Origin of the sequence: Rhodococcus sp. D-46, from assembly GCF_011290655.1 — a bacterium.
GTDB classification, from domain to species: Bacteria; Actinomycetota; Actinomycetes; order Mycobacteriales; family Mycobacteriaceae; genus Rhodococcus_F; species Rhodococcus_F qingshengii.
On record NZ_JAANTF010000009.1, the window covers coordinates 92,694 to 106,997 of the forward strand.

The following is a 14,304-nucleotide window of genomic DNA, read 5'->3' on the forward strand; positions in this document are numbered from 1 at the left end:
ATCGGTTGTAGTTGTCCCTATTGGATTGGTGGACGTAGACAGACATGAAACTGTTCCTGGATATCCTGCTGGTCATCACCAGCTTGCTCCTCATCGCCTTGGTGCTCCTGCATCGCGGTAAGGGCGGCGGTTTGTCGAGTCTGTTCGGTGGCGGTGTCCAGTCCAGCCTGTCCGGATCGACTGTTGTCGAGAAGAACCTCGACCGGTTGACGGTCTTCACCGCGTTGATCTGGCTCATTTCGATCGTCGGCATCGGCCTGGAGATCAAGTTCGCCTGATTCTCGGCTCATGACTTACAGCCGGTAGTTTTTCACACACGAATTTCAGACACGGAACCCCGCCTATCGAGCGGGGTTCTTTGTTTCGGTCGATAATTGTGTGATGACTGAAACCGCGTCGCATCGAGAAACACCGCGAGAGGCCACCGAGCCGCTGCGCGAAGACATCCGGCTTCTCGGCGGAATACTCGGACAAATAGTGCGAGAGCAAGCCGGCGACAATGTGTTCGATCTGGTCGAGCGAGCCCGTGTCGAGTCGTTCCGAGTCCGTCGTTCGGAGATCGATCGTGCCGAACTGGTGTCGCTGTTCGCCGAAATCAGTACGGACGACGCCATTCCCGTCATCCGGGCGTTCAGTCACTTCGCACTGCTCGCCAACCTGGCCGAGGACATCCATCGCGAGCGTCGACGGGCCATCCACGTCAACGCGGGGGAACCGCCCCGCGACAGCACTCTCGCGGCCACGTACACCAAACTTGATGCAGCCGATATCGATTCGGCCACCGTCGAAGAAGCGCTTCGGGGCGCCCTGGTCTCACCCGTCATCACCGCTCACCCGACGGAGACTCGACGCCGTACGGTGTTCGAGACGCAGAGTCGGATCACCGAGTTGATGCGATACCGCGAGCGCACGGCGCTGAGCGTCGCAGAAACCGCTGATGTAGATCTGCAATTGCGCCGTCAGATCCTGACCCTGTGGCAGACGGCTCTGATCCGGCTCAGCCGCCTCCGCATCCAGGATGAAATCGAGGTAGGCCTGCGCTACTACGACGCAGCGTTGTTCGAGGTGATTCCGAAGATCAATGCGGAGGTTCGCAAAGCTCTGCGCGCGCGTTGGCCGGAAGCTGGCCTGCTGCCGGAACCGATCCTGAGGCCGGGTTCGTGGATCGGCGGTGACCGAGACGGCAATCCGTACGTGACCGGCGAAATCGTCCAGCGCGCCACGTCGCGCGCTGCGGCGACTGCTCTCGAGCATCACCTCGAGGAACTCGAACATCTCGAGCGTGAACTGTCGATGTCGGCGCGGCTGGTTTCCGTCACGCCCGAACTCGATCTGCTGGCGTCTAGCTCCGGCGACGACTCTGCCTTCCGGGCCGACGAGCCGTACCGTCGCGCGATTCGCGGTATCCGCGGGCGCTTGAGCGCCACAGCACTGACGGTACTGGGGGAGTTGCCCGCCCACGGCTCCGACGACGGACTCGAGGCGTACACCGACCCGGCACAGTTGCAGCGGGATCTCGGAATCATCGACACCTCGTTGCGTCGTTTCGGTGACGAGACCATCGCCGACGATCGACTCGATCGGCTCCGAGAAGCGGTGGAGGTGTTCGGCTTTCACCTGTCCGGTCTGGACATGCGGCAGAACTCCGAGGTACACGAAAGCGTCGTCGCAGAACTTCTGGCGTGGGCCGGAGTTCACCCGGACTACGCGTCCTTGCCGGAAGCCGATCGAGTCGAATTGCTGTCGGCCGAGTTGACGACGCGGCGACCACTGACTTCGCCGGACGCCGAGTTCAGCGAATTGACCACCAAGGAACTGGCCATCATGGCGGCCGGTGCCAAGGCAGTGCGGGTTCTCGGAGCGGGTGCGGTACCCAACTACATCATCAGCATGTGTACCTCGGTCAGTGACATGCTCGAGGCCGCAGTGCTGCTCAAAGAGGTCGGGGTGCTCGATCCGGGCGTCGGTAGCGAGCCCTCGTGCCCGATCGGCATCGTGCCGTTGTTCGAGACGATCGAGGATCTGCAGGGCGGCGCCGACACATTGCTGGCGACGCTCGACATCCCGATCTATCGTGCGATCGTCCGTTCCCGTGGTGACAGTCAAGAAGTGATGCTCGGGTACTCCGACTCGAACAAGGACGGCGGGTACCTGGCAGCCAACTGGGCGCTGTACCGTGCCGAACTCGACCTCGTCGATGCCGCGTGTAAGAGCGGAATCAGGTTGAGGCTCTTCCACGGCCGCGGCGGAACCGTCGGACGTGGCGGCGGACCGAGTTACGAAGCGATTCTGGCTCAGCCTCCCGGTGCAGTCGCTGGTTCTCTGCGAATCACCGAGCAGGGTGAGGTGATTGCGGCCAAGTACGCTGAACCGCGTCTGGCACATCGCAACCTCGAAACACTCATCGCCGCGACTATCGAGTCGACGTTGCTCGACGTCGAAGGACTCGGCAGCGATGCCGACGCTGCCTACGCGGTACTGGACGAGCTCGCGGCCCTCGCCCGCACCGCGTACAGCGAATTGGTCCACGACACAACAGGATTCGTGCAGTACTTCGAAGCGTCGACACCGGTCGCCGAGATCGGGGCACTCAACATCGGCTCTCGTCCGGCCTCGCGCAAGCAGACCAAGGCGATCTCCGATCTGCGAGCGATTCCCTGGGTGCTCTCGTGGAGTCAGTCTCGCGTGATGCTTCCGGGTTGGTACGGAACCGGCGCCGCGTTCGAAAGATGGATAGACGGAGACGACACTCGGCTTGCCACGTTGACGGCCCTGTACGAGAAGTGGCCGTTCTTCCGAACCGTGCTCTCGAACATGGCCATGGTGATGTCGAAGTCGGATCTCGGTTTGGCGGCCCGGTACGCGGACCTCGTGCCCGACGCCGAACTGCGCGATCGAGTCTTCGGAATGATCACCGACGAGCACGAACGCACAATTCGCATGTACAAGGCAATCACGGGCAACGAGAACCTCTTTGCCGACAACTCGGGCCTCGAGCGTTCGGTCCACAACCGGTTCCCGTACCTCGAACCTCTCAACCATCTACAGGTCGAGCTGATCCGTCGGTACCGTTCCGGCGACGAGAGCGATCAGGTGCGTCGGGGTATCCAGCTGACGATGAACGGCCTTGCCACTGCGCTTCGTAACAGTGGCTAGGTAACAGCGGCTGGTTCTGCAGGTTTACCAGGGTGTGCGTGCGGCGACTCTAGAGCTGTCGCACGCACACCCAACGCTGCGCACCGGACCGAACGGGGACCGCAGTGGATCTGCAATTGGACGGACGAACTGCCGTCGTTACCGGCGCGGGAAAAGGTATCGGGTTGGCGATCACTCGGGCCCTGGTGGCCGAGGGAGTCCACGTCGTCGCGGGCTCGCGGACGCTCTCGCCGGAACTCGAATCGCTGCAGTCCGGCGGCGCCGTCACCTTTGTCGGCGTCGACCTCGCGAGTGTCGAAGGATCAACCCGACTGCTCGAGGTTGCAGCAGCGAGGGGCGGCGTCGACATCCTGGTCAACAACGTCGGCGCCGTCACCCCGAGAACGAGCGGTTTCGCGGCCATCACAGACGAAGAGTGGGCGGCGTCGTTCAATCTGACGTTCTTGTCGGCTGTACGCACTGTTCGCGCTGCGCTGCCGGAGTTGATCCGCCGAGGTGGCGGGAGCATCGTGACGATCAGTTCGGTCAACGCATTCTTACCTGACCCCACGGTGATCGACTACAGCGCCGCCAAAGCGGCGTTGACCAACTTCTCGAAGTCGTTGTCGAAAGAACTGGGCGGGCAGGGGATCCGCGTCAATACCGTCAGCCCTGGCCCGGTGCAAACGGAGTTGTGGCTCGGCAAGCACGGAGTGGCCTCGACGCTGGCGAAGGCGAGTGGATCAGCCGCCGACGACATCGTCGAAAGCGCCGCGGCCGGAGCCGAGACTGGGCGGTTCACCTTCCCCGAAGAGGTTGCCGACCTGGTGTTGTTCCTCGCCAGCGATCGTGCGGGGAACGTGACAGGCGCGGATTTCGTGATCGACGGCGGTCTGATCAAGACCTTGTGATCATTGCTGCCTGAAACCTGATCATGTGCGCGACAGTCGACGACGTGATGCACAGGATCACTGCGGCCGCGATGACCACCCACAGTCCCCACCCGATGGACGGTCCGGCAGTGTGCCCTGCGAACTCGGTACTACGTCGCACGATGGACGCGGCGTTTCCGACGGCAACGATCAAGACCGCGATTCCGACCAAAGGGCCGGTGCAGTGATTCTTGATCTCGGGCGTGACGTCTCGAACCATGAGGGTGATCAGCGCGGTCACCGCGCAGAGAGCGAGGACGAGAGTGATCACTCCGCATTCGTCGATACCACTGTGGTCCAGTGCGGAGGATGACGTCCACGGGCCGAGGCTTCCGGCGACGATCCCGGCGCACGCCCAGAGCGATCCGATGAGGCTAGGTCCGAAACGGTCGGGCATGAGGGAGGGAATTGCGCGGGTCGACGGCGTCTGAAACCCGAAGGCGCGTTGGTGATCCGGCTGGTTGGGTGTGAACGTCACGCGACGGACCACCTTTCCTCCGCGGCGTCGAGCCGCCCAATCCAATGCTTTTCCGGAGTCTAAGGGCCGCCCAGTTCACTTTTGCCGAATCGAGCGAAATTGATCGAACCGGCGCTAGGGCTCGAGCAACTCGGCGTGAGAATATTCGTTGCGGCCCGCACCGACGAGGCGCTTACTGATCAAACGGCGTCGTGAACGACACTGGTTTGCCGGCGGCGCGCGCGTACGCGATCTCTCGGCGCGTGGACTCACCGATGTATCCGCGAGGGTTGACGACCAGAACCCGATCGGCGAGGTCGATCTTGCGCAGATGGAGCGCGTCGAGCAGGTTCTTCTGCTCGACAGAGACCGCCTCGTCTGCTTCAACCGGCGCGACGACGATCACGCCCGCGAACGTCAGGTCGCGGTTCGCCTCCCGCATCTCTTCAGCGAATCGCGCAGAGCCGCAGATACAGACAATCTCAGGTCGATCGGGCACGGTTCAGTCTCTCATCGACGCGAGAGCCCGCGGCCACACCAATCTCGTCAGATATCTTCGGCAACGCACCCCAGCTGTCAGTGAACGAAGTCCAGAGCTTCCTTGATCCACGCGTTGAATTCGACGTTCGAACTCGTCCCGGTTCGGTCGACGACGATCCATCCCTTGCTCATCGGCTTACCCCGCATCTCGGGCCAACTTGCACCCTTGTGCGTCAGAAGCTCGTCGACTCGATCGGGGTCACACCGAACCATGATGTTGCCGTGTGAGTTCGCACTGGCGGCCAGCTTCCCGTTCACCATGAAGCTCAGCCCACCGAACATCTTTACTTCCTCGACGTCGTCCTCGCCCGAGAGCGCATCGCGGATACGCTCAGCCAGCGCTTTGTCGTATGCCATGGAGGCCTCCTGGGGTGGAGTTCCAGGTTAGATCAGATGGCGCAGGTACGTGTGCGGGTCGTGAAGGAACCGCTGCCAGTTCGAGACCAGATCGAGGTCCTCCCAGCTCGAGGCTCGGATTCCCCATTCGCCGATCTCGAGCAGGTTGGCGTTCGGCAGCGCCGCGATGATCGGCGAGTGCGTCGCGATCACCGCCTGCGCGCCGGATTCCACCAGCTCGCCGAGCAGCGCCGCCAGTGTCAGGGTCCCCTGGAAGGAGAGTGCGGCATCGGGTTCGTCGATGAGATAGAAGCCGCCGTCGGCGGTCCTCGACGACAGGATCTCGAGCAGCGCCTCACCGTGGGAGAGGTGATGGTAAAGCGGTTCAGGTCGCTTGGGATTGGGGTTGTCCTCCAAGTACGTGTACAAACCGTGCAGGGTTTCGTCTCGGAGGTAGTACGCCCACTTCGATGCTCCGGGACTCCGCTCGATCACAAGGTCGAGGCCGCCCGGTTCACTCGATCGAGTCTGATGCCGCGTATTGGTCGACCCGCCTTCGGCGTTGAGACCGAGAACGGCGGCAATAATTTCGATGACGGTCGACTTTCCCGCTCCGTTTTCGCCGACCAGAATGGTGACACCCGGTGGAAGCTCGAGACCGTGCTGAACGATCTGCGCGACTACAGGCACCGTCATCGGCCAGCTGCCTACGTCGGCGCCCGACGATGGCCCGGCCTTGATGCGGCGGATGGGTTGTCTCTGCACGGCCATACGTTCTCACAAGGCTCCGACGAGAACGGACGTTAGTGGCGCTGCGCGAGCAATTCGACGATCCGAGCCACGAGATCGAGAGGGATCGGTTTGTTCAGCGGGAACTTCACCGTTGATTTCGCAGCCCGGTAAGGGTCGACGGACTTCTCGAACTCGGCGTCACCCGCCGGGAGCGGGTACATCGAGATGTGGTTTTTCCAGCCTGCGAAGTGAATCAGGTTCTTTCCGTTCACCGTCATGGTCGGCATCTGATAGCTGATGGTCTCATCGAGGCCTGGAACCGTGTTGTGAATCGTCTCGCGGATACTCTCGAGGGCTGGTTGCACGTCGGTGGGAATCGAAGCGATGTATTCGTCGATCGTCGCGAATTCGGCCATGCGCGGATCATAATCGCAGCCGGATTCATTTGGTCCGCCAGAAATCGGGGCGGCTGCCGTCCGCGTCGGTGAACCCGTATTCCGTTCCGAGTTCGCCTGAACTGACCGATCGCTGATTCCATCGCTGTCGATTCGGATCGGCAGCGATGGCCGCGATCGCACGTCCGATGAATCTCGGTGACTCGGAGCGTGCGAAATCCGCGGGCGCAGTCGGACCATCCCGCTCCGGCAACAAAGCGTCACGCCAATTCGATTCGCCGACACCAAAATTCTCGAGCATCATCTCCGATCGCAGGAACCCGGGAGTGATGGCGACGGCAGTACAGCCGAACGGGGCAAGTTCGTGGCCTTGCGAAAATGCGAGCCTGTTCACGGACACCTTGGCCAAGTCGTAGAACACCGAGATGCGATAGTTCGATGCGTTGTATTCGGTAGTGCCATCGGTTATTTCGGCGACCAGTCCGCCTGGCCGATCAGTCATGAGCGGCAGGAGGTGGTGCGACGTGGTGATGTGGGTGTCGATTGCCAGACGCAAGATGTGAAACCCCTTGTCCAGATCGTGTTCCCATACCGGCGTGTTCCACTCCGCCGGCCCACCCTTGAGTAATTCCGCGCCCCAGATGTCGTTGACCAAGATGTCGATATGGTGATAGTCGATTCGCAAGCGTTCGGCGAGATCAGCCACTTGTTTGCTCTTGAGATGATCGACGGCAATCGGCACGCCGACGCCGCCCAGCTCGGTGACCAGCTCTGCCGTCTCTTCGATTGTCTCTCCGCGCGGATAGTCCGACTGAAGAATTCCGGCAGATGTGCTCCGGCCAGTGCAGATGACGGTTGCACCGGCCTCGCCCAAGGCCGCGGCGATTCCGCGTCCGGCGCCCCTCGTCGCCCCGGCAACTACAGCCACTCGCCCGCGAAGTGCGTCCGGATTCGGTGTCCACGACATTGTTCGATTGTTCTCGCCTGGATTGCTTCGTTCAAGAGTGAACGCGATCTGCGGAACCGAACCTTACTTCGCGGCGTCCAAGGTAGTAATCACTCGGATGAAGGAGGTAGGGGAGAGATGGATCGTTGTGTGGGGCGCAGTGCTGGTTGGAGAAACGGGATCTCGGGATTGAGTTCCGTTCCGTCAAAAGGAAATTCGCATCGGATCCGGACTCGGCGGGTAGTCGAAAGTCGCCACGGTGAGGAAGTCGTCGACGTACCACCAAGCCGGGAATCGCCCGAAGACGATTCCCGACCGGTGTGAAATCAGATCTGTGAAATCAGATCTGTGAAATCAGATCTGTGAAATCAGATCAGGGAAGCTGCGAGGCAGCGTCCGAATCGAGGAACCAACGTGTCGCAACCAAACCGGTGGCGCCGGCGGACGGCCAGTCGTCGGCCGAAGCACCTCCGACGGCTTTGGCAACGGCCTCGGCCTTTGCAGCACCCGAGACGAGCAGCCAGACCTCTTTGGCTCGCCGAACAGCAGGCAACGTGAGGGTGATCCGCACCGATGGCGGCTTGGGGGAGTCCGTCACCGCGACTACGAAACGCGCTTCTTCGCGAACAGCGTCGGTATGCGGGAACAACGAGTTGACGTGTCCTTCGCCGCCCATACCGAGCAGGTGCACGTCGAACGTCGGAACCTGATTCCCGTGTGCCTGGGCGCCCAGCAGTTGTTCGTACGCCGTCGCCGCCCCGTGTGGATCACCGTCGTAGATACCGTCGGATGCGGCCATCGCATGTACCCTGTCGGGATCGACCGGCACATGATCGAGAAGCGCCTCACGTGCTTGCACTTCGTTCCGCTCGGGATCGCCGGACGGCAGGAACCGTTCGTCGCCCCAGTACAGATCGATCTGCGACCAGTCGATGTCGCCGGGAGCTTCACGCAACTTCTCGAGAAGTGCGATGCCGGTTCCACCGCCAGTCAGCACGATGGACGCAAACCCGCGAGCCTTCTGGGCATCGACGATGGTCGTGACCAGGCGTGCGGCGGCAGCGTCGACAAGTTGGCCGGCGTCGGAAAACTTCTCCACGACAACATCACTCATAGGTCACCTTCTCCAATCCGGCCAGAGCTTCTTCGTAGATCTCGTCCGGATCGAGCCGACGCAATTCCTCGGCGAGGCAATCGCGTGTCTCTCGACGACCCAGAGAAACCAGCGCGTCAGGCTGGCCGGTGCGGATCAACGTAGCGGTCGTGCCCTCCTGCGGACGACTGATGGAGATACTGCGGGTCTCGAGCTTCAACTCGACCGTCAGCTCACCCGTACGTCGAATGACCGGACCGTCGATCTTGGCCGCCAACCAACCGGCGAGAATATCCAGTGCCGGTTCGGTTTTGAGACCGGAGACCACCGCTGAGGTGATCTTCTCGTGCGGCGGCTGATCGAGAGCCGACGCGAGGAGCGCGCGCCAGTAGGTGACGCGACTCCAGGCGAGATCGGTATCGCCGGCGGTGTACGACGCGAGTCGCCCCTTGATGGTGGCGGTCGGATCGGGGGCGCCGGTGGCATCGGTGATGCGCCGTATCGCGAGCTTCCCGACGGGATCCTTGGCCGGAATCTCGGGTGCCTCGAGGGGCCACCACGCGACTACCGGTGTATCGGGGAGCAGGAACGGGATGACGACGCTGCTCTCGTGATCCGCAAGCGGACCGTAGAGACGCAACACGACAACCTCCGAGGCGCCGGCGTCCCCGCCGACACGGATCTGAGCATCGAGCCTGGGCTCACTCTGCTCGTCGCCACGCAGAAGCACGATGACGCGGCATGGGTGCTCGCGGCTTGCTTCGTTGGCGGCCTCGATGGCTTCCTCGGCATTCCCGGTGTCCCTGGTGCAGACGACGAGCGTCAACACTCGTCCCAAGGTGACAGCGCCGCCGGTCTTACGTACCTCGACCAGTTTCTTGCTGACCTGGACCGTGGTGGTGGACGGCAAATCGAGAATCACTAGGGTCGCCTCCATTCGCGTCCGGTGCGTTGCATCATTTCGTCCGCAGACGGTGGTCCCCACGTTCCGGCCTCGTAGGGTTCCGGCTTACCGCCGGCAGCCCAGTGCTCGAGGACGGGATCGAGGATCTCCCAAGACAATTCGACTTCGGCATTCACCGGGAACAGAGACGGCTCGCCGAGCAACACGTCGAGAATGAGCCGCTCGTACGCCTCCGGAGACGACTCGGTGAAAGCCTGGCCGTACGAGAAGTCCATGTTGACGTCACGGACTTCCATGCTCGATCCGGGAACCTTCGAGCCGAACCGCATGGTGACGCCCTCGTCGGGCTGCACGCGGATGACCAGAGCGTTCTGGCCGAGGTCTTCGGTCATCGTCTTGTCGAACGGTAGGTGCGGTGCACGTTTGAACACCACCGCGATCTCGGTGACACGGCGTCCGAGTCGTTTGCCCGTGCGCAGGTAGAACGGCACACCCGCCCAGCGGCGGGTGTCGACCTCGAGGGTGATGGCGGCAAAGGTCTCCGTGATGGAGTCCGCTGCGAAGCCGTCTTCTTCGAGGAGCCCGACCACCGGCAGCCCACCCTGCCAGCCGCCCGCGTACTGGCCGCGGGCGGTGGTCTCGTCGAGGGGCTCGGCAAGGCGAGTAGCCGAGAGGACCTTGATCTTCTCCGCCTGCAGATTGAGCGGCTCGAAGCTGATGGGTTCTTCCATCGCCGTGAACGCGAGCAACTGCAGCAGGTGGTTCTGGATCACGTCACGGGCCGCGCCGATGCCGTCGTAGTACCCCGCGCGTCCACCGAGGCCGATGTCCTCGGCCATCGTGATCTGAACGTGGTCGACGTAGTGCGCGTTCCAGATCGGATCGAACAACTGGTTCGCGAAGCGCAGAGCCAGAATGTTCTGGACGGTTTCCTTACCGAGGTAGTGGTCGATACGGAAGACCGTGTCCTCGGGGAACACCTTGTTGACGACGGCGTTCAGTTCGCGAGCGCTCTCGAGGTCGTGGCCGAACGGCTTCTCGATGACGACTCGTCGCCACTGACCGTCCTCGGCCTGCGCGAGGCCCGACGCCGACAGTTGCTCGAGCACCTGAGGAAACGCGTTGGGCGGAATCGCAAGGTAGAAACCGTGATTGCCGCCGATACCACGTTCGTTGTCGAGCGTGGCCAACGTGTCGGACAGGTTCTGGAAGGCCTCGGCCTCGTCGAAACTGCCCTCCACGAACCGGATACCTTCGGCGAGCCTCTCCCAGACGTCCTGACGGAACTTGGTGCGAGCGCCGTCCTTGACTGCTTCGAGGACGACGTTCGCGAAGTCCTCGTCCGTCCAGTCACGCCGGGCGAACCCGACCAGAGCGAATCCGGGCGGCAACAGTCCACGGTTGGCGAGGTCGTAGATGGCGGGCATGAGCTTGCGCCTGGCAAGGTCGCCGGTAACACCGAAAATCACCAGGGCGCAGGGCCCCGCAATGTGCGGAAGCCGTTTGTCGGTGCTGTCCCGAAGGGGATTCACCCAATCTGATGCCGCCGCGGAATCGCTCACAGGCTCAGCTCTTCTGGGTTGCTGCGCGGAGCTGCTCGGCGGTTGCGTCGAGCAACTCGTTCCAGGACACCTCGAACTTGTCGACGCCCTCTGTCTCGAGGACTTTGAACACGTCCGCAAGATCGATGCCGACTGCAGCGAGCTGATCGAAGACCGCCTGTGACTTCTGAGCGGTGCCCGAGATCGTGTCGCCGGTGATCTCGCCGTGGTCGGCGAGAGCGTCGAGCGTCTTCTCCGGCATGGTGTTGACCGTGTTCGGCGCAACCAACTCGGTGACGTAGAGAGTGTCGGGGTAATCCGGGTTCTTCACGCCGGTCGACGCCCACAGCGGACGCTGAGCCTTGGCGCCGTCGGCCAGAAGAGCCTGGAAGCGCGGCTGCACCTCGAAGATCTGCTGGTACGCGTTGTACGCCAGACGTGCGTTTGCGAGTGCAGCCTTGCCACGAAGCTCGAGGGCTTCCGGCGTGCCGATTGCCGTGAGGCGGTTGTCGATCTCGGAATCCACGCGGGAGACGAAGAACGAGGCGACCGACTCGATGGACGAGATGTCGCGGCCGGCAGCCTTGGCGGTGTCCAGACCTTCCAGGTATGCGCCCATGACTGCCTCGTAGCGCTCGACCGAGAAGATCAAGGTGACGTTGACGCTGATGCCCTCACCGATCACCTTGGCGATGGCGGGAATGCCTGCCAGCGTCGCGGGAATCTTGATCAGGACGTTCGGGCGATCGACGATCTTGTGCAGCTCGATCGCCTGCGCGACGGTGGCGTCGGTGTCGTGTGCCAGGCGAGGATCAACTTCGATGGACACGCGACCGTCGACGCCGTTCGACGCCTCGAACTGCGGAGCCAGGATGTCGCACGCAGCACGCACGTCGTCGGTGGTCACCGCGGTGATGGTGGCGTCGACATCGGCGCCGCGCTGTGCGAGCTCACGGACCTGAGCGTCGTACGCCGATCCCTTGGACAGTGCCGCCTGGAAGATCGACGGGTTGGTCGTGACACCCACGATCGACTTCGTGTCGATGAGGTTCTGCAGGTTGCCGGACTGGATGCGATCCCGCGAGAGGTCGTCGAGCCAGATGGAAACGCCTGCAGCGGAGAGCTTTTCGGTATTCACGTTCTGTGTCATCGAGATCATCCCTTCACAGCTGCGAGGGAGCGCTGCGCGGCTTCGACAGTCGCGTCGGCAGTGATGCCGAACTCCCGGAACAAGGTCTTGTAATCGGCGGAAGCGCCGTAGTGCTCGAGCGAGACGGCCTGACCGGCGTCGCCGAGGATGCGCCACCACGGCATCGCGATGCCGGCTTCGACGGACACACGCGCGCGCACGGCGGGCGGAATGACCTCGTCGCGGTACGCCTGATCCTGCTCGAGGAACCAATCGAGGCACGGCACGGAAACGACGCGGGTTGCGACGCCCTGAGCTTCGAGGGTTTCGCGAGCCTCGGTGGCCAGATGCAGTTCGGAACCGGTCGCCAGCAAGATGACCTCGGGCGAACCGTTGGCTGCGTCGACGAGGACGTAAGCGCCGCGCTTGACACCCTCGGCAGCCTTCTCCTTGGTGCCTTCGAGAACCGGGATGTCCTGGCGCGTGAGTGCCAGAGCCGTCGGGCCCGTCTTGTTCTCGAGTGCTGCCTGCCATGCGAAAGAGGTCTCGTTGGCGTCACCCGGGCGGACGACGGCGAGGTTCGGGATCGCACGAAGAGCAGCGAGGTGCTCGACCGGCTGGTGGGTCGGGCCGTCTTCGCCGAGACCGATGGAGTCGTGGGTCCAGACGTAGGTGACGGCAGTCTTCATCAGTGCGGCCAGGCGAACCGCCGGACGCATGTAGTCGGAGAAGACCATGAAGGTTCCGCCGTACGGGCGGGTGGGTCCGTGAAGCGCGATGCCGTTGAGGATCGAGCCCATCGCGTGCTCGCGGATGCCGAAGTGGAGCGTGCGGCCGTAAGGCTGCGCATTCCAGTCGTTTGTGGAGATGGAGAACGGGCCGAACGAATCTGCGCCCTTGATGGTGGTGTTGTTGCTGCCGGCGAGGTCGGCGGAGCCGCCCCACAGCTCGGGCAGGATCGGTCCGAGCGCGTTGAGCGCCGAACCGGAGGCCTTGCGAGTCGCAACGCCCTTGGCGTCGGCCTCGTAGGTCGGGAGAGCGTCGGCCCAGCCGGCAGGGAACTCACCGGCGAACAGGCGGTCGAAGAGTTCCTTGCGCTCGGTCTCACGTGCAGCCCACGCGTCGAACTCGACCTGCCATGCCTTGCGTGCGTCGGCGCCGCGGGAGACGACCTCACGGGCGTGAGCCAGGGCGTCGGCGTCGACGTCGAAGGACTTGGCCGGATCGAAGCCGAGGGCTTCCTTGACCGCTGCAACTTCGTCGGCACCGAGAGCGGAGCCGTGGACGTCGCCGGTGTTCATCTTCTTCGGAGCCGGGAAACCGATGATGGTGCGGAGCAAGATGATGGAGGGACGATCGACGACGGCCTTGGCCGCGGCAACCGCGTCGAGGATGCCGGAGACGTTCTCGCCACCTTCGACGTGCTGAACGTGCCAGCCGTATGCCTCGTATCGCTTTCCGACGTCTTCGCCGAGAGCGATGGTGGTGTCGTGCTCGATGGAGATCTTGTTGTCGTCGTAGAAGACGATGAGGTTGCCCAGTTCCTGGACACCGGCGAGAGACGAGGCCTCGGACGTAACGCCTTCTTCGATGTCACCGTCGGACGCGATCACGTAGATGTGATGGTCGAAGGGGGAGGAGCCGACCGGGGTCTCCGGATCGAACAACCCACGCTCACGACGCGCAGCCATCGCCATACCGACTGCGGACGCAAGGCCCTGGCCCAGCGGACCGGTGGTCATCTCGACGCCGACGGTGTGGCCGACCTCGGGGTGGCCGGGGGTCAGTGCGCCCCACGTGCGGAGAGCTTCGAGGTCAGCGAGCTCGAGACCGTAGCCCGACAGGTAGAGCTGGGTGTACAGCGTCAAGGATGAATGGCCACAGGAGAGAACGAAGCGGTCACGGCCGACCCATTCTGCATCCGAAGGATCGTGGCGCATGACGCGCTGGAAGAGGGTGTATGCCAACGGCGCCAAGCTCATTGCAGTTCCGGGATGGCCGTTGCCGACCTTCTGAACCGCGTCGGCGGCGAGCACGCGGGCGGTATCGACAGCCTTGGTGTCCAGGTCGGTCCAGTCCGAGGGGTGGACGGGTTGCGTGAGGACGTGGATCTCGTCTGTGATCGACACTGGCAGATGTCTCCTGACATGGTGTACGTGGATTG

14 protein-coding genes are annotated in these 14,304 nt (G+C 62.9%); 3 read left to right on the forward strand and 11 right to left on the reverse strand.

What is annotated here, in order from left to right; all coding sequences use genetic code 11:
- Positions 1-44 precede the first annotated feature (44 nt).
- The 3 genes from secG (at position 45) to G9U53_RS23475 (ending at position 4,046) form a co-directional block, all read left to right on the forward strand.
- Positions 45-278 (forward strand): preprotein translocase subunit SecG, encoded by a 234-nt coding sequence (secG, locus tag G9U53_RS23465; protein ID WP_003944946.1) that lies wholly within the window; start codon positions 45-47, stop codon positions 276-278.
- A 103-nt stretch (positions 279-381) separates the two neighbouring features.
- Entirely contained in the window at positions 382-3,156 is a 2,775-nt protein-coding gene (gene ppc, locus G9U53_RS23470; RefSeq protein WP_064688252.1) for a phosphoenolpyruvate carboxylase, read from the forward strand.
- Between the two features lie 104 nt (positions 3,157-3,260).
- Entirely contained in the window at positions 3,261-4,046 is a 786-nt protein-coding gene (locus G9U53_RS23475) for an oxidoreductase (protein ID WP_042919818.1), read from the forward strand.
- On the opposite strand, the gene G9U53_RS23480 is transcribed toward G9U53_RS23475, so the two are convergent.
- The 11 genes from G9U53_RS23480 to tkt all read right to left on the reverse strand — a co-directional run bounded on the left by G9U53_RS23480 (position 4,033) and on the right by tkt (position 14,269).
- Positions 4,033-4,545, reverse strand: coding sequence for a hypothetical protein (locus G9U53_RS23480; RefSeq protein ID WP_225320373.1), 513 nt, complete (start codon positions 4,543-4,545; stop codon positions 4,033-4,035). The genes G9U53_RS23475 and G9U53_RS23480 overlap by 14 nt on opposite strands.
- 172 nt (positions 4,546-4,717) lie before the next feature.
- Positions 4,718-4,966: a hypothetical protein gene (locus G9U53_RS23485; protein ID WP_207624530.1), complete on the reverse strand. Its 249-nt coding sequence runs from the start codon at positions 4,964-4,966 to the stop codon at positions 4,718-4,720.
- Positions 4,967-5,100: 134 nt separating this feature from the next.
- A complete protein-coding gene (locus G9U53_RS23490) occupies positions 5,101-5,421 on the reverse strand; it encodes a TfoX/Sxy family protein (protein ID WP_003944891.1) in 321 nt (106 codons plus the stop codon).
- A gap of 27 nt (positions 5,422-5,448) precedes the next feature.
- Complete coding sequence (locus G9U53_RS23495) at positions 5,449-6,171, reverse strand: AAA family ATPase (protein ID WP_165639251.1); 723 nt, start codon at positions 6,169-6,171, stop codon at positions 5,449-5,451.
- A 32-nt stretch (positions 6,172-6,203) separates the two neighbouring features.
- Positions 6,204-6,548, reverse strand: coding sequence for a DUF1801 domain-containing protein (locus G9U53_RS23500; protein ID WP_165639252.1), 345 nt, complete (start codon positions 6,546-6,548; stop codon positions 6,204-6,206).
- 25 nt (positions 6,549-6,573) lie between these two features.
- Complete coding sequence (locus tag G9U53_RS23505; protein WP_030536406.1) at positions 6,574-7,494, reverse strand: SDR family oxidoreductase; 921 nt, start codon at positions 7,492-7,494, stop codon at positions 6,574-6,576.
- A 352-nt stretch (positions 7,495-7,846) separates the two neighbouring features.
- Positions 7,847-8,587: a 6-phosphogluconolactonase gene (gene pgl / locus G9U53_RS23510; protein WP_165639253.1), complete on the reverse strand. Its 741-nt coding sequence runs from the start codon at positions 8,585-8,587 to the stop codon at positions 7,847-7,849.
- Positions 8,580-9,488, reverse strand: coding sequence for a glucose-6-phosphate dehydrogenase assembly protein OpcA (gene opcA, locus G9U53_RS23515; protein WP_003944921.1), 909 nt, complete (start codon positions 9,486-9,488; stop codon positions 8,580-8,582). The genes pgl and opcA overlap by 8 nt, the downstream gene beginning before the upstream one ends.
- Positions 9,488-11,032: a glucose-6-phosphate dehydrogenase gene (zwf, locus tag G9U53_RS23520; protein ID WP_003944956.1), complete on the reverse strand. Its 1,545-nt coding sequence runs from the start codon at positions 11,030-11,032 to the stop codon at positions 9,488-9,490. Before zwf ends, opcA begins: the two co-directional genes overlap by 1 nt.
- A 4-nt stretch (positions 11,033-11,036) precedes the next feature.
- Positions 11,037-12,161, reverse strand: a complete 1,125-nt coding sequence (tal, locus tag G9U53_RS23525; RefSeq protein ID WP_165639254.1) for a transaldolase — start codon at positions 12,159-12,161, stop codon at positions 11,037-11,039.
- A 5-nt stretch (positions 12,162-12,166) separates the two neighbouring features.
- Entirely contained in the window at positions 12,167-14,269 is a 2,103-nt protein-coding gene (gene tkt, locus G9U53_RS23530; protein ID WP_003944976.1) for a transketolase, read from the reverse strand.
- Between the last annotated feature and the right edge of the window lie 35 nt (positions 14,270-14,304).

What these genes read in the sequence shown, in the direction of transcription:
- G9U53_RS23495 (WP_165639251.1), bottom strand. Translation starts at nt 6,171, where the DNA reads ATGGCCGTGCAGAGACAACCCATCCGCCGCATCAAGGCCGGGCCATCG.
- G9U53_RS23500 (WP_165639252.1), bottom strand. Translation starts at nt 6,548, where the DNA reads ATGGCCGAATTCGCGACGATCGACGAATACATCGCTTCGATTCCCACC.
- secG (WP_003944946.1), top strand. Translation starts at nt 45, where the DNA reads ATGAAACTGTTCCTGGATATCCTGCTGGTCATCACCAGCTTGCTCCTC.
- G9U53_RS23485 (WP_207624530.1), bottom strand. Translation starts at nt 4,966, where the DNA reads ATGCGGGAGGCGAACCGCGACCTGACGTTCGCGGGCGTGATCGTCGTC.
- G9U53_RS23505 (WP_030536406.1), bottom strand. Translation starts at nt 7,494, where the DNA reads ATGTCGTGGACACCGAATCCGGACGCACTTCGCGGGCGAGTGGCTGTA.
- tal (WP_165639254.1), bottom strand. Translation starts at nt 12,161, where the DNA reads ATGACACAGAACGTGAATACCGAAAAGCTCTCCGCTGCAGGCGTTTCC.
- ppc (WP_064688252.1), top strand. Translation starts at nt 382, where the DNA reads ATGACTGAAACCGCGTCGCATCGAGAAACACCGCGAGAGGCCACCGAG.
- pgl (WP_165639253.1), bottom strand. Translation starts at nt 8,587, where the DNA reads ATGAGTGATGTTGTCGTGGAGAAGTTTTCCGACGCCGGCCAACTTGTC.
- G9U53_RS23490 (WP_003944891.1), bottom strand. Translation starts at nt 5,421, where the DNA reads ATGGCATACGACAAAGCGCTGGCTGAGCGTATCCGCGATGCGCTCTCG.